Source organism: Kitasatospora sp. NPDC023120 (assembly GCF_055560835.1).
Genome location: NZ_JBVHHY010000002.1, coordinates 466,219 through 482,654 on the forward strand (window position 1 = coordinate 466,219; position 16,436 = coordinate 482,654).

Annotated in this window: 20 protein-coding genes; 6 read left to right on the forward strand and 14 right to left on the reverse strand. The window is 73.2% G+C overall.

The features are described from left to right. Positions 1–28: 28 nt before the first annotated feature. Positions 29–409 (reverse strand): SDR family oxidoreductase, encoded by a 381-nt coding sequence (locus tag ACZ3TI_RS04635; RefSeq protein WP_465723268.1) that lies wholly within the window; start codon positions 407–409, stop codon positions 29–31. Between the two features lie 88 nt (positions 410–497). Between ACZ3TI_RS04635 and ACZ3TI_RS04640 the strand changes: the two genes are divergently transcribed. Beyond that, positions 498–1,091: a TetR-like C-terminal domain-containing protein gene (locus ACZ3TI_RS04640; protein ID WP_465723270.1), complete on the forward strand. Its 594-nt coding sequence runs from the start codon at positions 498–500 to the stop codon at positions 1,089–1,091. A gap of 31 nt (positions 1,092–1,122) precedes the next feature. Next, on the forward strand, positions 1,123–1,572 hold the full coding sequence (locus ACZ3TI_RS04645) for a protein-tyrosine phosphatase family protein (RefSeq protein WP_465723272.1): 450 nt from the start codon (positions 1,123–1,125) through the stop codon (positions 1,570–1,572). A 544-nt stretch (positions 1,573–2,116) separates the two neighbouring features. On the opposite strand, the gene ACZ3TI_RS04650 is transcribed toward ACZ3TI_RS04645, so the two are convergent. Further along, positions 2,117–2,545 carry a hypothetical protein gene (locus ACZ3TI_RS04650; protein ID WP_465723274.1) on the reverse strand — a complete coding sequence of 143 codons (429 nt, stop codon included), beginning with the start codon at positions 2,543–2,545 and terminating at the stop codon, positions 2,117–2,119. A gap of 34 nt (positions 2,546–2,579) precedes the next feature. Continuing rightward, positions 2,580–3,488 carry an NmrA family NAD(P)-binding protein gene (locus tag ACZ3TI_RS04655; protein WP_465723276.1) on the reverse strand — a complete coding sequence of 303 codons (909 nt, stop codon included), beginning with the start codon at positions 3,486–3,488 and terminating at the stop codon, positions 2,580–2,582. A gap of 68 nt (positions 3,489–3,556) precedes the next feature. Here ACZ3TI_RS04655 and ACZ3TI_RS04660 point away from each other — a divergent pair, with 68 nt between their 5' ends. Further along, the gene (locus tag ACZ3TI_RS04660) at positions 3,557–4,024 is read left to right on the forward strand and encodes a MarR family winged helix-turn-helix transcriptional regulator (protein ID WP_465723278.1); all 468 of its coding nucleotides are present in this window, start codon (positions 3,557–3,559) and stop codon (positions 4,022–4,024) included. 54 nt (positions 4,025–4,078) lie between these two features. Here ACZ3TI_RS04660 and ACZ3TI_RS04665 read toward each other — a convergent pair whose 3' ends face one another. The 10 genes from ACZ3TI_RS04665 to ACZ3TI_RS04710 form a co-directional block, all read right to left on the reverse strand. Beyond that, the gene (locus tag ACZ3TI_RS04665; RefSeq protein WP_465723280.1) at positions 4,079–5,038 is read right to left on the reverse strand and encodes an urease accessory protein UreD; all 960 of its coding nucleotides are present in this window, start codon (positions 5,036–5,038) and stop codon (positions 4,079–4,081) included. A gap of 32 nt (positions 5,039–5,070) precedes the next feature. Next, positions 5,071–5,691, reverse strand: a complete 621-nt coding sequence (ureG, locus tag ACZ3TI_RS04670) for an urease accessory protein UreG (RefSeq protein WP_465723366.1) — start codon at positions 5,689–5,691, stop codon at positions 5,071–5,073. A gap of 51 nt (positions 5,692–5,742) precedes the next feature. Further along, complete coding sequence (locus ACZ3TI_RS04675; RefSeq protein WP_465723282.1) at positions 5,743–6,483, reverse strand: urease accessory protein UreF; 741 nt, start codon at positions 6,481–6,483, stop codon at positions 5,743–5,745. After that, on the reverse strand, positions 6,480–8,204 hold the full coding sequence (gene ureC, locus ACZ3TI_RS04680; protein ID WP_465723284.1) for an urease subunit alpha: 1,725 nt from the start codon (positions 8,202–8,204) through the stop codon (positions 6,480–6,482). The genes ACZ3TI_RS04675 and ureC overlap by 4 nt, the downstream gene beginning before the upstream one ends. Further along, positions 8,204–8,662 carry an urease subunit beta gene (locus ACZ3TI_RS04685; RefSeq protein WP_465723286.1) on the reverse strand — a complete coding sequence of 153 codons (459 nt, stop codon included), beginning with the start codon at positions 8,660–8,662 and terminating at the stop codon, positions 8,204–8,206. The genes ureC and ACZ3TI_RS04685 overlap by 1 nt, the downstream gene beginning before the upstream one ends. Positions 8,663–8,684: 22 nt before the next feature. Then, complete coding sequence (locus tag ACZ3TI_RS04690; protein ID WP_465723288.1) at positions 8,685–9,548, reverse strand: sirohydrochlorin chelatase; 864 nt, start codon at positions 9,546–9,548, stop codon at positions 8,685–8,687. Positions 9,549–9,551: 3 nt separating this feature from the next. Then, on the reverse strand, positions 9,552–9,857 hold the full coding sequence (locus ACZ3TI_RS04695) for an urease subunit gamma (RefSeq protein WP_363652535.1): 306 nt from the start codon (positions 9,855–9,857) through the stop codon (positions 9,552–9,554). Between the two features lie 108 nt (positions 9,858–9,965). Beyond that, positions 9,966–10,451, reverse strand: a complete 486-nt coding sequence (locus ACZ3TI_RS04700; RefSeq protein WP_465723290.1) for an urea transporter — start codon at positions 10,449–10,451, stop codon at positions 9,966–9,968. A gap of 210 nt (positions 10,452–10,661) precedes the next feature. Then, on the reverse strand, positions 10,662–11,393 hold the full coding sequence (locus ACZ3TI_RS04705) for a dienelactone hydrolase family protein (RefSeq protein ID WP_465723292.1): 732 nt from the start codon (positions 11,391–11,393) through the stop codon (positions 10,662–10,664). Positions 11,394–11,580: 187 nt separating this feature from the next. Further along, positions 11,581–12,339: an alpha/beta fold hydrolase gene (locus ACZ3TI_RS04710; protein WP_465723294.1), complete on the reverse strand. Its 759-nt coding sequence runs from the start codon at positions 12,337–12,339 to the stop codon at positions 11,581–11,583. Between the two features lie 222 nt (positions 12,340–12,561). On the opposite strand from ACZ3TI_RS04710, the gene ACZ3TI_RS04715 reads away from it, so the two are divergent. Together ACZ3TI_RS04715 and ACZ3TI_RS04720 are read left to right on the forward strand one after the other, a co-directional pair. Beyond that, positions 12,562–13,095, forward strand: a complete 534-nt coding sequence (locus ACZ3TI_RS04715) for a SigE family RNA polymerase sigma factor (RefSeq protein ID WP_465723296.1) — start codon at positions 12,562–12,564, stop codon at positions 13,093–13,095. Further along, positions 13,092–14,012 (forward strand): hypothetical protein, encoded by a 921-nt coding sequence (locus ACZ3TI_RS04720; RefSeq protein WP_465723298.1) that lies wholly within the window; start codon positions 13,092–13,094, stop codon positions 14,010–14,012. Before ACZ3TI_RS04715 ends, ACZ3TI_RS04720 begins: the two co-directional genes overlap by 4 nt. 75 nt (positions 14,013–14,087) lie before the next feature. On the opposite strand, the gene ACZ3TI_RS04725 is transcribed toward ACZ3TI_RS04720, so the two are convergent. Then, entirely contained in the window at positions 14,088–15,302 is a 1,215-nt protein-coding gene (locus tag ACZ3TI_RS04725; RefSeq protein WP_465723300.1) for a glycosyltransferase, read from the reverse strand. Positions 15,303–15,485: 183 nt separating this feature from the next. Here ACZ3TI_RS04725 and ACZ3TI_RS04730 point away from each other — a divergent pair, with 183 nt between their 5' ends. Then, positions 15,486–16,289, forward strand: a complete 804-nt coding sequence (locus ACZ3TI_RS04730; protein WP_465723302.1) for a DUF4037 domain-containing protein — start codon at positions 15,486–15,488, stop codon at positions 16,287–16,289. The last annotated feature ends 147 nt before the right edge of the window (positions 16,290–16,436 follow it).

The window sequence follows — 16,436 nt, forward strand, 5'->3', positions numbered from 1 at the left end:
GTCCCGAACCCCGCACCACCCGGTGCGGTCAGCACGTGCCACCGGCCAGGTTCAGGGCGGCCTGGACGGTGGTGAGGTGCCCCCAGAACTTGGCGTCGAAGGCGCGGCGCAGCATGGTGAGGTCGAGGTCGGCGATCGGGCCGGGCCCCTCGCTGCCGCCGAGCGCGAGGATCAGCCAGTCGATCCGCCCGATCGACTCGATCACCCCGGCGATCTGCGCCCGGTCGCCGCCGTCGGCCGGGTGGCCGGTCAGCTCCGGGTCGGTGGCGGCGACGGCCGCCAGTTTCTCCTTGTCGCGGCCGACGACGTGGACGTTCGTGCCGAGGCCGTGCAGCCGGCGGCGGTGGCCAGCCCGATGCCGGAGGTTCCGCCGACGACCAGTGCGGTGTGCTTGCTCACGAGCTCCCATCTCCCCGCTGACGGACTCCGGGCCGGGCGGCGCCGGAATCAATTTCGAACCGTGACGTCTCGTCTCGAATTTCGGTAGCGTGGCGAGCGTGACCGGGCAACGAGAGAGACTCCCCCGCCCCGGCCGCAAGCGCAGCGAGGAGAGCCGGCTGGCGATCCTCACCGCCGCCTTCCAGCTCCTCGGCGAGGTCGACTACGCCGCCCTCACCATCGAGGGCATCGCGACCCGTTCGGGCACCGGGAAGCAGACCGTCTACCGCTGGTGGCCCCCCAAGGCCGACGTGCTGATGGACGCGCTGGCCACCAAGGCCGACCTCTACGTGCCGGTCCCCGACACCGGAAGCCACCCCGCCGACCTGCGGGAGTTCCTGTGTGCCAGCGTGGCGCTGGGCCGCCGCCCCGAGGTCGCCGCCGGCCTGCGCGCCCTGATGGCGGAGGCGCAGATCGACCCCGCGTTCGGCGAGCGGTTCCGCGCCTCATTCCTTCAACCGCGCCGCGACGCGCTCGGCACCCTGCTCGACCGGGCCCGCCGGCGCGGCGAACTCCCGCCCGGCCTGTCCGTCGGCACCGCCATCGACCTGGTCTTCGGCGTCGTCTGGTACCGACTGCTGGCCACCGGCCAGGAGTTCGACGACGGCCTCGTCGAGGAACTGGTCGGCGTGCTGACCCGCGACGGCAGCTGACAGCATCCAACGCCCCACAGAAAGAGGCAACATGACCGACCAGCCGGCCACCTGGGATCCCGACGCCACCGGCATCCTTCGGCTGCCCTCCGGCCGCCTCCTGCGCGGTCGCGGCCTCAGCCTTCCGGTACCCACCGGGCCCCGACCGGCCTTCGGCCTCTACCTGTTGGGCCGTCCACCGAAGGACATCGGATGGGAGCACCGCTGGGTGCGCTGGCCCGACTTCCGGCTGCCCACCGACCGCGCCGACGCCGCCGACGCCTTCCACGAAGCCTGGCAGCGCGCCGCGACCGAGCGCGTCGAACTCGCTTGCGCCGGCGGGCGCGGACGCACCGGCACCGCTCTCGCCTGCATCGCCGTCCTGGACGGCGTCCCGGCCTCGGAGGCGGTCGCCTACGTACGGGAGCACTACAGCCGGCACGCCGTCGAGACGCCGTGGCAACGGAGGTTCGTGGAACGGGCGGCCCAGGCGGCAGGCTAACCCGACCCCATGGGTGGGGCACCTCAGGCCCGGACGACCAACCGCGTCACCGGCAACGTCCACCGAGCCGGCACGGTCAACGGCGACGCCCACCGGGCCGGGACGATCAACGGCGACGTCCACCGGGCCGGAACGATCAACCTGACCGACACCACCGCCTCTCCGAACAGGGCGAGCACCCGGTGGTCGAGCTCCGCGATGAGCGAGTCCGGCGCCTGGCCCTCCGCCGCCACGACGGCCCTCCGCCGCGCCCTCACCGATGGCCCGGAAGCCGAGGTCCGCGATGGCGCCCGGGCGGGGCTGTCGGCCGTCGCGCACCTCACCTCCAGCGGCGCCCGGTGCGCCGCCTGTGCGCTCATCGGATGTAGCAGCGGGTCCTCGGCACACGCACGACCGCCCCGTCCGGAACCGGACACCCGACACCCCGGCCTGTCCCCGGCGGAGAGGCCCCGGGACAGCTGCCGAGCAGCGCCGATGCCGCACGGTCAGGTTGGCGCGAACGCACTCGGCTCGTGCGGTGCACTCGCGGGCGCCCGTTCGCCGTTCACTCCCCCGGGGACTCCTCCCGGCGGAGCGTGAGGTCCGGCGGCTCGGCGGCCATGACGACCCGGCGGAGCGTGAGGTCCGGCGGCTCGCCGTCCATGGTGAAGCGCTGGGGTGTGCCCGGCGCCTCGGGCTGCCAGCCGGCGGCGAGAGCGGCGCGGATCAGGGCGGCGGTCAAGGCGGGGGTGACCGGGTCGAGTTGGAAGACTTCCGCGATGCGGTCGGCGGGGGCGGTCAGCAGGACGCCGTAGTTGAGCCAGGGGTCGTCGAAGCGGCGGGCGACCTCCAGGGCCGCTCCTGACGTCCGTCCGGCGGGACCGGGGGTGTCGAGCCAGGCGCGCACCACCACGTGCTCGGCGTCGCGGGGGCGGACGACCCAGCGGTAGTCGCGGCCGTCGACGTGGATCCTGCGCGGTGTCCTCGGGGCCATCCCGCCCACCCTACGGCTCACGACCGGTACCGCCTCAGAGGTCCCAGGTCCGGGCGGCGGCCCAGGCCTCCAGCGACTGCCAGGCGATGTCCGGGTGGGCGGCGTGCAGGGCGTCGGTGTCGATGTCGAGGCCGGGCTCCTGGAAGTAGCGGAACATCGCGGCGAGGTCCTCGGAGTAGCCGGCGGCGACGGAGAGCGGCACCTCCTCGAAGCGGATCGGGCGTCCGCTCGCCGCGCTGATCGCGGCGGCGATCTGCTCGCCGGTGCACCACTGGGAGGCGATGTCGATGCGCCGGCTCGCGTGGGCCTCGGGGTGGGTGAGGACGTGGGCGGCGAAGGCGCCGATGGTGTCGGCAGCGATCACCGGGAGGGCGACGCCGGGCGGCATGGGGAGGTGGAAGACGCCCTCGCGCAGGGAGCGGAGGGTCCAGCCGTTGGCGTAGTTCTCCATGAAGGCGGCCGGGCCGAGGACGGTGAAGGGCAGGCCGAGGGCGGCCAGGTGCCGCTCGATGAGGCGCTTGCTCTCGAAGTGCGGGATGCCGGTCGGGCGGTCGGCGTTGGCGGCGGAGGTGAAGACGACGTGCCGGATCCCGCCGTTCGCGCGGGCGGCGTCGAGGAGGGCGGTGCCCTGACGGACCTCGGCTCCCAGGTCGGTGCCGAACGGGGTGGACATCGCGAACAGCGCGCCGGCGCCGTCCAGCGCGGCTGCCAGCGAGGCCGGGTCGTCGAAGTCGGCGCGGACCACCTCGGCGCCGAGTGCGCCGAGTGCGGTGGCGGCGGGCGAGCCGGTGTCGCGGGTGAGGGCGCGGACCGGGTGTCCGGTGCGCAGCAGGGCGCGGGCGGCGGCGCCGCCCTGGGCGCCGGTGGCGCCGGTGACGGCGACGGGGAGGCGGGCTGCGGGGTGGGCGGGGAGGCTGGAAGCGAGCTCATTTATCTGCGCCATGCAGACAACATAGAAGGAGATCTCTGCGCGACGCAACTGTTTATCGGACGGCCGGTTACCCTTCCCCCATGACGACCCGCGACGAACTGATGGCGCAGCTGTGGCCGGTCTCGCGCCGGTACCTGGCCTCCTACGTGTTGTTCAACCAGGCCGTCGCCGACCACCTCGGCATGCACCCCACCGACGTCCAGTGCCTGAACCTGCTCACCCTGGAGGGCGGCCCGGTCACCACCGGCCGGATCGCCGAGCTGACCGGGCTCACCAGCGGCTCCGCCACCCGGCTGGTCGACCGGCTGGAGAAGGCCGGCCTGGTCGCCCGCCGGCGCGACGAGGCGGACCGCCGACGTGTCCTGGTCGCCGTCCTCCCCGAGGCCCTGGAGCGCTTCGGGGAGGTGTGGCGCGACCTGGGCGACGACTGGGCGAGCGCCTTCGCCGAGGACAGCGAGGACGAACTCGCCTTCCTGCTCCGGCACATGAACCGCACGGTGGAGCTCAGCCACCGCCAGATCGCCCGCCTCGCGGGGAACGGGCATTGAGCCGGCCCTGAGCCGGGCCCTGAGCCGGGGCCTGAGCCGCCGCGAGGAAGGACCCTAGGTTTTGCGCAGCTCCGGCGCCGGGGCTCCGATCAGCAGCCGGCGCACCGCGTCCCAGGCCGTTCGCAGGGCGGCGGCGCAGGCGCGGGTGTCGGAGCCTAGCAGGCGCAGCCAGGCGCCGCTGTCCTGGGGGAGCACGCTGACGCCGTACAGCGGTCCGCAGCCGGCCAGCGCCTCGTGGAGGGTGTCCGCGACCTGCGCGGCCGGGGCGAGCGGGGTGAGGACGTAGAGGCTGGACATCACGTCGTGGCCGGCCAGGACGGCCGGGCCGGTGATGCCGCCGGCCGCACTGCGGGGCTCCAGCCGTACGGTGTCCAGCGCCACCAACTCGCCGTCCGGGCGGCGCACTTCGAGGTCCGAGGCGAACACCCGGTACGCGTGGCGCTCGCCGCGTGCGAGGCGGCCGGCGAGGACGGTCTCGCTCGCCAGCACGGTCGCTCCCGGATCGACGGTGAGGACGGTCCGCTGGTAGAGGCGGGAGTCGGCGAAGGGGATCACCGGTTCGGGCAGGTACTCGACGTAGGCGCCCGGGCCGGCCGTCAGGTGGAGGAGCTGCGTCGCGTAGTCGTGCTCCATCCGGTAGGCCTTGGTGGCCGCCTGGGTGGTGAGGTGGACCGCCGTGTCGGCGCCGCAGTGCACGTCCGTGCGCAGCCGGTCGGCCTGCAGGATGCCGCCGCCGGTGGACAGCAGGAAGGTGACGGCGAGGTCGGGGCGGGCCGGGTCGAAGTGCAGCGGGCGCATGATCTGCAGCGGCGACTTCTGGTAGTGGCCGGTGAGTTCGGTGCGTCCGCCGACCATCTCGAAGGCCAGTTCCAGCAGCCCGACCTTGCCGGGGCGCCCGACCGCGAGGGTGTCGGGCGTCCCGGCGTGGCGGCGGACCTCGTACGGGACGCGGGTCGGCTCGTAGTGCCGGGGGTCAAGTCGGGGCACCGCCCTCGCCGCAGTCACAGCGGTCATTGCGGTCATGCCGGTCACATTAGTCACAGCGGTCACGCCGGGACCTTCCGGAAGGTCGCCAGGAACGCGGCGATCTCCTCCAGCCCCTCCCCCGTCAGGCAGTTGGTGAGCACCACCGGCCCGCCCTCGCGCACCCGGCGGGCGTCGGACTCCATGATGCCGAGGTCGGCGCGGACGTACTGGGCGATGTCGATCTTGTTGATGACCAACAGGTCCGACTCGGTGATGCCCGGGCCGCGTTTGCGGGGCATCTTCTCGCCCTCGGCGGTGTCGAGGACGAAGAGGAAGAGGTCCACCAGCACCGGGCTGAAGGTCAGCGTGAGGTTGTCGCCGCCGGACTCGAACAGCAGGGTGTCCACGTCGGGGAAGCGTTCCAGGAGTTCGGCGCCGGCCGCGAGGTTCATCGTCGGGTCGTCCCGGACGGCGGTGTGCGGGCAGGCGCCGGTCTCCACGCCGACCACCCGTTCCGGGTCCAGCATCCCGGCCAGGGTGCGGCGCACGTGCTGGGCGTCCTCCTGGGTGTAGATGTCGTTGGTGATGACGGCGGGCCGGTGGCCGCGCGCGATCAGCACCGGGACGAGCGCCTCGATCAGCGCCGTCTTGCCGGAGCCCACCGGCCCGCCGATGCCCACCCGGAGCACGTTGTCGGTCAACGTCAACTCTCCTCCTCTGGTCCCGAGTTGCGTACGAAAAAAAGAAGGGGGTCAGCTCGCGAACAGCCGGGCCTCGGCCCGCTCGTGCCGTCCGGACATCGTGTCGGCGACCGGTACGCAGCCGCCCAGGTCGTCCAACTCCCGCACCAGCGCGGCCGCCACGACCTCCCGGATGACCGGCGCGGTCGCCCGCAGCACCACCTGCGCCCGGCGGTGGTCGGTCAGCCGCAGTCGCAGCGCCGCGCCGACGAAGCTGGTGCAGAACGCGAACAGGTCACCGGTGACGGCTTGTTCGACGGGGACGCCGGCCGAGGCGTGGGCCACCCCGGCGGCCACTGCCTGGCAGCCGGGGGCGCGCTTGTCCGCGACCAGCTCCGCGTACCGCTCCAGCGGCTCGCCGCCCACCGACTCCCGGGCGATGTCGAGAAGTTGGCGCCCGGTCCGGGTGGCGGCCAGCCGCAGCTCACGGTTGAGCTTGGTGGCGTACAGCCGCTGGTCGGTCTCGGCGAGCAGCGCCAGGTCGCCCGCCGAGGCGGCCCGGTGGGCGAGGACGAGCGCGGTGGCGTCGGACGGGCCGACGCCGTGCCGCAGCAGGTCGGCGAGCAGCTCGGGCAGGGTGTCGGGCGTGACGGCCTTGGCCTGGGCGTAGCCCTCCAGTCCGTGCGAGAGGGTGTAGAAGCCGCTAGGGAAGGCGGAGTCGGTCAGCTGGAGGCAGACCAGCAGCGCGTCCAGCCCGTCCCCGGAGGAGCCGCCAACCCAGGAGTCGCCGCTCACCCGCGAGTCGCCGCTCACGCGAGGTAGAACAGGTGGTTGAGCGGCAGTTCGCGAGCCGGCTCGATGGTCGCGGGCTCGCCGTCCAGGGTGACCTTGTACGTCTCCGGGTCGACCGCGATCTTCGGCAGCGCGTCGTTGCGCACCATGTGCTGCTTGCCGACCGACCGGCACCGCCGCACCGGCAACACCCGACTCTCCAGACCGAGTTGCTTGGGGACGCCGAGGTCCACCGCCGCCTGGGACATGAAGGAGACCCGGGTGGCCTGCCGGGCCCGCCCGTACGCGCCGAACATCGGGCGGTAGTAGACCGGTTGCGGGGTGGGCAGCGAGGCGTTCGGGTCGCCCATCAGCGCCCAGTTGATCACGCCGCCCTTGATCACCATCTTGGGTTTGGCGGCGAAGGAGTTGATCGGCCAGAGCACGATGTCCGCGAGCTTGCCGGGCTCCAGCGAGCCGATGTGCTCGGCGGTGCCGGAGGCGACGGCCGGGTTGATGGTGAGCTTGGCGAGGTAGCGCAACACCCGGACGTTGTCGTGGCGTTCGCTGTCGCCGGCCAGCTTGCCGCGCCGGTCCTTGCAGTGGTGGGCGGTCTGGAAGGCGCGGGTGAAGGTCTCGCCGATCCGGCCCATCGCCTGCGAGTCGGAGGAGAAGATCGAGATGACGCCCTCGTCGTGCAGGACGGTCTCGGCGGCGATGGTCTCGGCGCGCACCCGGGAGTCGGCGAAGGAGACGTCCTCGGGGATGTCGTGGCTGAGGTGGTGGCAGACCATCACCATGTCCAGCAGTTCGTCGACCGAGTTGACGGTGTAGGGCAGCGTCGGGTTGGTGGAGGACGGCAGCACGTTGGGCTCGCCGGCGATCCGCATGATGTCGGGGGCGTGGCCGCCGCCCGCGCCCTCGGTGTGGAAGGTGTGGATGGTGCGCCCGTCGATCGCGGACAGGGTGTCCTCGAAGTAGCCGGACTCGTTGAGGGTGTCCGTGTGGATGGCCACCTGCACGTCGTACTCGTCGGCGACGCTCAGCGCGCTGTCGATCGCGGCCGGGGTGCTGCCCCAGTCCTCGTGCACCTTGAGGCCGCACACCCCCGCCTCGACCTGCTCGCGCAGCGCGCCGGGCAGGGAGCCGTTGCCCTTGCCGAGCAGCCCGACGTTGACCGGCAGGTCCTCGACCGCCTGGTACATCCGCCCGATGTTCCACGGGCCGGGCGTGCAGGTGGTGCCGTTGGTGCCGTCGGACGGGCCGGTGCCGCCGCCGATGAGGGTGGTGATGCCGTTGCTCAGCGCCTCCCGCACCTGCTGCGGGGAGATGAAGTGGATGTGGGTGTCGATGCCGCCGGCGGTGGCGATCAGGTGCTCGCCGGAGACCACCTCGGTGCCGGGGCCGATCACCAGCCGGGGGTGCACGCCGCTCTGGGTGTGCGGGTTGCCGGCCTTGCCGACGGCGGCGATGAAGCCGTCCTTGACGCCGATGTCGCCCTTGACGACGCCGAGCACCGGGTCCAGGACGACGACGTTGGTGATGACCAGGTCGAGCGCGCCCTGGACGGAGGTGGCGGCCGGGTCCTGGGCCATGCCGTCACGGATGCCCTTGCCGCCGCCGTAGACGGCCTCGTCCCCGTAGTGGCCCTGGTTGAAGTCCCGTTCGACCTCGACCACGAGGTTGGTGTCGGCGAGGTGGAAGCGGTCGCCGACGGTGGGGCCGAACAGGTCGGTGTACTGCTTGCGGGGGAGGATGGCCATCAGCGGGCGCCTTCCTGGCGGGTCCCCGAGGGGAGGTCCGAGCGGATTTCCGTGGTGAAGTCCGCGGGGGCTTCCGTGAGTTCGAGGTTGGTGCCCTTGAAGCCGCGGGCCATCGCCCGGTCGATGGCCCGGGCGCGGGTGGCGGGCGCGGTGGTGCCACCGTCCACCAGGTTGCTGAATCCGACCAGACGGCGGTGGCCGCCGAACTCGGTGAGCGTGACGTCCTTGGTGTCCCCGGGCTCGAAGCGGACGGCGGTGCCGGCCGGGATGTCCAGGTGCTTGCCGAAGGCGGCGTTGCGGTCGAAGTCGAGGGCCCGGTTGGCCTCGAAGAAGTGGTAGTGGGAGCCGACTTGGATCGCCCGGTCACCGGTGTTGCTGACCGTGACGGTGGCCTTGGCGCGGCCGGCGTTGATCTCCACCGGTTCGTCGCCGTACAGGTATGCGGCACCACCGGACATGGCGGCCTTCCTCTCTGCCGGTTCAGTGGGGGGTGTGTGCGGGTGCGTGCGCGTGGGGGTGCGCGTGCGCCGGGACGGGGTGGCTGTGCGCGTGCGCCGGGGCGGGGTGGCTGTGCGCGTGGCCGTGCCCGTGCTCCGCGTCGAGACCGGCCAGGATGCCGTCCTCCCCGTGCCCGAGCAGGTGCAGCGCCGCCGCCGTCCGGGCCGCGACCACCCCGGCGATCGCGGCCGGCCGCAGCAGCGGACCGCCGTCCCGGACGGCGTCCCGCACGCCGTCCGGCAGGACCGGAGGCGCGCTGCGCAGGGCCGGGCCGAAGGAGGCCGGAACGGCTGTCACCTCGCGGGCGCCGAGCAGGCGGCAGCGTGCGAGGCCCTCGGCCGGGTCGGGGTCGCCGCCCTCGAAGGCCACCTCCACCCAGCGGTGCCGCCCGTACTGGCGGACCAGCCGGGCGATCCGGAACAGTTCGGCGTCCTCGAAGGGCCCGGCCGCCGGGGCGGTGACCAGCACCGCGCCGTCCGGAGCGGTGACGGCAGCGGCGCGCAGCCAGCCGACGAGGTGCTCGGCAGCGCCGAAGGGGGCGGTCAGGGCGAGCCGTCCGCGTCCCTCCCCGGCGGCGAGCCAGCGCAGTGTCCGGGCGGTGTCGGCCACCAGCCGGGGGTCGCGGCCGAGCGTCATCGGTACGACGCACACGGGCCCCTCGCCCGCGGCCAGCGCCGACCGTACGGCCTCGCCGAGCGGACGGCCGGTCGGAACGGCCGCGTGGACGGCGGCCGCGGCGGCGGCAGGGACGGCGGGCCCGTGCGCCACCAGCCCGGCCAGGTCCCGGCCGCCGTCGCTCTCGTGCCCGCCGGCCAGCACCACGGTGGCGGACTGGGGTCGGGCCATGGCTCAGGCACCTACCGGGTCGTGACAGGACACGAGCTTGGTGCCGTCCAGGAACGCGGCCTCGACCTGGAGCAGCGGCAGCATCTCGCGCACGCCTGGCATGACGTCCGCGTTGCCGACGACCTGCTTGCCGATCTCCATGCACTCGGCGACGGTGCGGCCGTCCCGGGCGCCCTCCATGATGGCCTCGCTGATCAGCGCGCAGGCCTCGCTGTAGTTCAGTTTGACGCCGCGGTCGCGGCGTTTGCGGGCCAGATCGGCCACGACGTAGATGTACAGCTTGTCCATCTCACGCGGAGAGAGATTCACGGGAATCACTCTTCCTTTCCGAGGATCCGATGATGTGCGAGGCAGTTGGACGGAGACGACGGGGAAGACAGGAAGACGGGACGACAAGAAAGACGGAAAGGCCGACAATCAGACCCGGCGTAGGCGGGGAACGGCCGGTACGGCCGCCAGGAACAGCATCGCGGTCAGCACGAACGGCCACGTGAAGGCGTGACCGCCGAAGGGCGCGCAGATCGCGGCGAGCGCCGGGGTCAGGACGGTGGCGGTGGCCGCGCCGAGCAGGGCGTAGCCCGCGCTCCAGCGGCTCGGCGCGAGGAACACCCCGCACAGCGCGAGGGCCACCAGCACACCGCTGTAGCCGAGCAGCCCCTGCCCGGTGTCCTCGGCGGGCGCGCCGAGCGCCCAGGCGGTGAGCAGTCCGGTCGCGCTGCCCGCGCAGGCCATCAGGCCCGCGAGCCGGCTCGCCGCGAACAGTGCGGCCACGAACAGGAGTCCGCACACCACGGACGGCATGAAATCGACCTGAGCGACACCGCGCAGGACCTCGGCGACCAATCTGACGGATACCGGACGTGCGGTCCCGACCGTGCTCTCCTCACTTTGCTGCTGACCCATGCTTCGCACCAATGTCCGGGACGGCCGGCGGGTTTGGACACGACCCCCGGCGATTCCTCCGGAACCGTACTCCTACGGAATGCGAACGTGGGCGCGCACGGCGAGCTACGAGGCGCGGACGAAGCGTGACCATCAGGCCGCTGAGCTGCAACAATTTGTTGAAGTCGAGGGCCGTGGAGTTCACCGCTGTGAGGAATTCTTTGCGAAGTTTTACCCGCGGCCCAAATGCCGGACCAGGAACCGCTCCGAGGCCTCCACCTCGAACTCCGGCACCTCCAGGTGGCCGCCGGGATTGGCGTGCAGCGTCTTCTCCCGCGAGCCGAACGCGTCGAACAGCGCCAGCGCCCCCTCGCGCGGCACCAGCTCATCGTCCCACTGCAGGACGAACTCCAGTGGCACGTGGACCCGTTGGGCCGCCTCCGCCTGCGCCGCGTGCCCCGTCAGCCCGAACACCGCGGCGGTGATCCGCGGTTCGGCCGCCGCGAGCGGGATGCCGACCACGCTGCCCAGCGACAACCCCCAGAACCCGACCGGCCCGAGGCCCTCCCCTGCCTTGTCCAGCGCGTCCAGTACGGCCGTCCACTCGGGCACCGCGCGCTCCGCGAGCGCCGCCGTGTGCCGTGCCACCCAGGCACTGATCGGCCGCCGGGCGGCCAGCAACTCCCCGATCTCCGTGACGAACCGCTCGTCCTGCGCACTGCGGGGCCGCTCCCCGTGCCCCGGCGCGTCCAGCGACACCGCCGCGAACCCGTACCGCGTGACACACCGCCGGGCCCGCTCCGCGACCGTCAGCCTGTCCCCGCCCCCACCGTGCCCGAGCAGCACCAGCGGCCGCCCGCCGAGGGGCGGGCCGTCCGGCTGCCAGAGCACACCGGGCACCCCGTCCAGGGTGAAGCCGCGCTGCGAAACGCCGTCCGAGTTGATCTCCGAGATGAAGTGCACCCCGCCATGATGGCGCCCGACACACGTTCGAGTCCCGGGTTTCCCCGCCCTGGCCGATAGTCGCCCGCGTGGGCGCCTCCGCCCGTCCGGGCGCCTCCGCCCCCGCCCCAGGGGTTGCCGCCGCGGCGGACGCGGTCGGCGTGGGAAGTCGGACCGGCCGACCTCCCACGCCCCGCTCCCGCTCGGACTACCGCGCCTGCACGGTCTCCCGCAGGAAGTCCAGCACCAGCGCCATCGTCTCCTCCGGCCGCTCCAGGCTCGGCAGGTGGCCGGCCCACGGCAGCTCCACGTGCCGGGCGTTCGGGAGGACGGTCGCGAGGGTCGCGGCGATCTCCCGGAAGTCCGGCACGTCGTGCGCACCGCCGACCGCCAGGGTCGGGGCCGTGATCAGGGAGAGGTCCACCTCCTCCTTGTCCGGGCCGACCGTCGCCTCCAGCTGCACGTCGAACGCGTGCCGCTGCATCCGCCGGACGCTCTCGCGGACCGCCTCGTCCGCCTCCGGACCCAGCCAGGTCTCGACGTTCAGCTCGACTGCCCCGTCGAGGTCCCCCGCCTCGATCAGCTCGTCCTCGCGCCCGCCGAAGGCCCGCAGCACCTCACTCGGCTGGTGCCCGGGCATGCCCGGCGCCAGCAGCGCCAGCGCGGTCACCGCCTCCGGGCGCAGCGCGGCCACCGTCAGGGCGATCCGCCCGCCGTGCGAGGCGCCGACCAGCGCCGCGGACTCGATGCCCAGGTGGTCCAGCAGGGCCAGGACGTCCCCGGCATCGCTGTACGGGACCTCCGAGAGGGGCGACTCGCCGAACCCGTGGAAGTCCGCCCGCACCACCCGGTACCCGGCGTCGAGCAGCGGCTGCCACTGCGCGTCCCACATCCGTCGGTCGCACACCGAGGAGTGCAGCAGCACCACGGCGGGCCCACTGCCTGCTACGTCATGAGAAATGATCATCGGGCGGATGCTAGCGGGTCTGTGGCCGGTCCCCAATCGATTTGACGAAGCTCACGGACCCCCTGCCCGGCATGTCCCCGCATGTCCGATCGGCGTCAGCCCCCCACCCGCCCCCACCGATCCCCCGCGGCCCACCCGCCCGTGGCACCACGTGAACGGACCCCGGGACGGGAGTAAGCGCTTCCGGCCGCCCCCGGGCTCTGGGTCGGTGAGGAGGTGCTCATGGGAGAAACGAAGAGCGGGCGGGACGACGAGATCCAGACGTTCATCATCGCGGTCTGGCCGCGTCTGCTCCGGACGGCCTACCTGCTGGCCGGGGAGCAGTACGCGGCGGAGGACCTCGTGCAGTCCGCCGCCGAGAAGGCCTGCGCGGCCTGGTCGAAGGTGCGCCGGGCGGACGATCCGTACGCCTATGTGCGGCGGATCCTGGTCAACCAGCACGCCCGCCGTTGGCGGCGCCGGCCGCCGGAGCTGCTGGTGGACGCGGTGCCGGACGCTGCCGGGCAGGAGGACGGGTTCGCCCGGTCCGACCAGCGCGGGGCGCTGCTGGCGGCGCTGGCCACCCTGCCGCCGCGCCAACGGGAGGCGGTAGTGCTGCGGCACTGGGAGGACCTGAGCGACAGCCAGACGGCGGCCGCCATGGGGTGCTCGGTGGGCGCGGTGCGCAGCCACGCCGCGAAGGGCATCGCGCGGTTGCGGCAGGTCACGGAGCTGGTGGGGCTCAAGGACACGGCACACATCGGAGGATCGGCATGAGCGGGATGGGCGGCATGAACGGCGTGAACGCGAACCTGGACGACAAGGACCCGTGGATCGGCCTCGCCATGGCCGAGGCCGCGGACGGTGCGAGGGTCGGACCGCCGCCGGTGGCGGACATCCTGGCGGGCGGCCGCCGGCTGCGGCACCGCCGCCGTACGGTGGTCGGCGTGGTGGCGCTGGCCTCGGTGGTGGCCCTGACGGGCGGGGCGCTGGCGCAGTTGCGTCCGGACCCGGCGGCCGCCCGGAGCGTCTCCGCCGCCGGCACCGGCACCGCCGCCGCACCCGCAACCACAGCAGCCACCACCTCCTCCGCCGTGCGCGACCCGTTCACCCCGGTCCGGGTGCGGCTCGGGCAGGGCGTGGCCAACGGCAGGACCTGGGAGCTGTGGCAGGCGCTCTGGCCGGTGGCACCGAAGGAGCGGGCGTACGAGCAGGCGCTCGCGGTGTGGCAGGAGCGCGCGCCCTTCGACTCGAACGTCGCGAAGCCGACTCCGGAGTTCGTCGCCCAGTACTGGGATCCGAACTCCGATGTCATCAACACCTACTTCACCCTGGACGGGGTGCGCCTCGGGCACGACTCGGAGGGCACCACGCCGTCCCCGGGCAAGCTGGACCCGCGCGACCGCACCGTCGTCGGTGGCGGCCTGGTGGGCCGCAGCAGCAAGGACGGCATCCTGCCCCCGGCGGACCTGGTGATGATCTCCATCGGTCCGGACGTCGGACGCGTGGTGGTGACCTGGGAGGACGGCACGACCACCGAGCCCGCGCCCGTCACCGTCGGCGACTCCCCGACCCGCCGCCTGGTGGTGGCCCGCCCGGGGACGATGCGGGCGAAGTCCTGGCAGTTCTTCGACACGGACGGCAGGAAGCTCCCGGACCGCGGCGCCAAGTACCTCACCGAGCCCGTCTCCTGAGCCGCACCCGCCCAGCACGGGAGTGGGAAGTCGGCTCCGCCGACTTCCCACTCGCCCCGTCCTCCGAAGCCGCCGTCAGCCCGCCGCGCCCATCAGCAGCTTCGCCGCGGCCGCCGCGCCGTCCGTGCGGATCTCGCCGGCCGCGGCCGCCGCGCGCTCGCGGGTCTCGGGGGCGAGGGCCTGCCGGAGCGCGGCGGACAGGGTGTCGACCGTCGGGGTGGGGCCGTCGTGGGCGACGCCGATGCCCAGCGCGGCCACCCGCGCCGCCCAGTACGGCTGGTCCACGATCTGCGGCACCAGAACCTGGGGCGCACCGGCCCGGGCGGCCGTGGTGGTGGTGCCCGCGCCGCCGTGGTGGACGACGGCGGCGACCCGGGGGAACAGGGCCTGCTGGCTGACCTCGCCGACGGCGAAGCAGTCCGCCGCGTCGTCGACCTCGGCCAGCTGCGCCCACCCGCGGCCGAGCAGGACCCGGCGGCCCTGCGCGCGGACCGCGTCGACGGCCACCCGGGCGGCGCCGGCCGCGTCGCGCAGCGGCATGCTGCCGAAGCCGACGTACACCGGTGCCTCGCCGGCGGCCAGGAAGGCCTCCAGGTCGGCGGGCAGCGGGCGGTCGTCGGGCAGGATCCACGCGCCGGTGTGCTCCACCTCGAGGTCGGCCGGGAGCAGCCACGGACCGATCGTCGGGTCGGTGGCCAACCACGGGCGGTCGGTGAAGACGTGGTCCCGGACGTTCTCGACCACCGGCAGCCCCACGGCCGCCCGGTGGCCGTTCACCGGCTCGCCGAACAGGGCGTTCGTGGTCCCGATGTTGAGCTCCCACAGCTCCCGGTTGTCGGTCACCTCCGCCGGGTACGGCTGCATCGGGTACTCGAACGGCCGGTGGTGCGGGGAGGGCAGCATGGTCGGCTGCAGGGCGACGTACGCGAAGCGCGCGCCCAGCTTCTCCGCCGCCGCCTGCGCACCGGCCACGGCCGGGAACAGCCCGGTCGCCACCACAGCGCCGCCCGCTTCGGCCTCCGCGAGCACCGCCTCGTAGAACTGCTCGACGAGCATGGCCGCCCGCTTGGGGAAGTCCTGCGGCGCCGGCGGCGGGGCGCTCACCAGCGAGCGCACCGACTGCCCGACCGGCACCAGCTCGATCCCGGCCTCGGCCAGTCGCACCGCGAACTCCTCGTCCGGCGGCGCACACACCTTCACTTCCGCGCCCAGCTCCCGCAGTTGCAGTGCCAGACCCGCCAGCGGCTCGACGTCCCCGCGCGATCCATACGTCGACAACACCACACGCACTTCGTGACTCTCCCGTTTTCGCTGGCCCTGGCCTTGAGTTGGTGATTCTGCGGCATGACCGGGGCCTTGCCGCAAGTCCCTTCGTGCGCTATACATTGAGAGTGGCGGGGAGTGAATGCACCTCCCCTTCCCCTCTCTCACCTCCTTCGCCATCCTCGACCTTCGTTCTGTCAGACTCCTTCCATGCGAGGGATCATCGAGGGCATGGCCGGGCAACTGACGCTGGTTCCGGGCGTGGTGGGGGTGATGCTCGGCGGGAGCCGGGCGCGCGGGGAGCACCGGCCGGGGTCGGACTGGGACCTCGGGGTGTACTACCGCGGCGGCCTCGACCTCGACGCGCTACGGGCGTTGGCCGGGCCCGGTGTGGAAGTGGCCGGGCCGGGCGAGTGGGGGCCATGGGTGAACGGCGGCGCGTGGCTGCGGGTCGACGGGGTCGCGGTGGACTGGATCCTGCGGGACCTGGACCGCGTCGAGCGGGTGTGGGCGGACTGCCGCGAGGGCCGCTACGAGGCGGGGGTGCAACCGGGCCATCCGCTCGGTTTCTGGTCGCCCTGCTACGCCGGGGAGGTGGCGCTCGGGCAGGTACTGGCCGATCCCACGGGCGAGTTGGCAAAGCTCCAGCAGCAGACCGCGACCTACCCCGAGCCGCTCCGCGAGGCCTTGACGGCGGCGGCCTGGGAGGCAGGGTTCCTGCTGGACGCCGCCGCGAAGGGCGCCGCCCGTACGGACGTCCTGCACGTCTCGCTCTGCCTGTCCCGCGCGTTCGGTGTCCTCACCCAGGCCCTGTACGCCCACCACCGCCGCTGGTACCTCAACGAGAAGGGGGCGCTGGCCTTCGCCGAGCAACTGCCGGCCGCACCAGCGGACTTCGGACCGCGCCTGCGCACCCTGCTGGCGGCGCCCGGCGGTTCGGCCGAGGAGCTGGCGGCGACGGTGGCCCGGGCACAGGAACTGACCCGGGAGACCGTCGCCGCACTCGCCGACTGATCCCGCCCCCAGGTGCAGCCGTCCCGGGCCGGACCGGTGCCAGGCGAGACCGGTGTCAGACATCCCATGCCGTAGCGGTGTCAAGCTGTGGCTGGGAGGGTTGCGTGGTGTGACCAGGCAGTGGCCTCGTCGTAGAGCGTGCGGGTC

Coding starts and splice junctions, on each gene's coding strand:
- ACZ3TI_RS04635 (WP_465723268.1), bottom strand. CDS start 409: ATGGGAGCTCGTGAGCAAGCACACCGCACTGGTCGTCGGCGGAACCTC.
- ACZ3TI_RS04645 (WP_465723272.1), top strand. CDS start 1,123: ATGACCGACCAGCCGGCCACCTGGGATCCCGACGCCACCGGCATCCTT.
- ACZ3TI_RS04650 (WP_465723274.1), bottom strand. CDS start 2,545: ATGGCCCCGAGGACACCGCGCAGGATCCACGTCGACGGCCGCGACTAC.
- ACZ3TI_RS04655 (WP_465723276.1), bottom strand. CDS start 3,488: ATGGCGCAGATAAATGAGCTCGCTTCCAGCCTCCCCGCCCACCCCGCA.
- ACZ3TI_RS04660 (WP_465723278.1), top strand. CDS start 3,557: ATGACGACCCGCGACGAACTGATGGCGCAGCTGTGGCCGGTCTCGCGC.
- ACZ3TI_RS04665 (WP_465723280.1), bottom strand. CDS start 5,038: ATGACCGCTGTGACTGCGGCGAGGGCGGTGCCCCGACTTGACCCCCGG.
- ureC (WP_465723284.1), bottom strand. CDS start 8,204: ATGGCCATCCTCCCCCGCAAGCAGTACACCGACCTGTTCGGCCCCACC.
- ACZ3TI_RS04685 (WP_465723286.1), bottom strand. CDS start 8,662: ATGTCCGGTGGTGCCGCATACCTGTACGGCGACGAACCGGTGGAGATC.
- ACZ3TI_RS04690 (WP_465723288.1), bottom strand. CDS start 9,548: ATGGCCCGACCCCAGTCCGCCACCGTGGTGCTGGCCGGCGGGCACGAG.
- ACZ3TI_RS04700 (WP_465723290.1), bottom strand. CDS start 10,451: ATGGGTCAGCAGCAAAGTGAGGAGAGCACGGTCGGGACCGCACGTCCG.
- ACZ3TI_RS04710 (WP_465723294.1), bottom strand. CDS start 12,339: ATGATCATTTCTCATGACGTAGCAGGCAGTGGGCCCGCCGTGGTGCTG.
- ACZ3TI_RS04715 (WP_465723296.1), top strand. CDS start 12,562: ATGGGAGAAACGAAGAGCGGGCGGGACGACGAGATCCAGACGTTCATC.
- ACZ3TI_RS04720 (WP_465723298.1), top strand. CDS start 13,092: ATGAGCGGGATGGGCGGCATGAACGGCGTGAACGCGAACCTGGACGAC.
- ACZ3TI_RS04730 (WP_465723302.1), top strand. CDS start 15,486: ATGCGAGGGATCATCGAGGGCATGGCCGGGCAACTGACGCTGGTTCCG.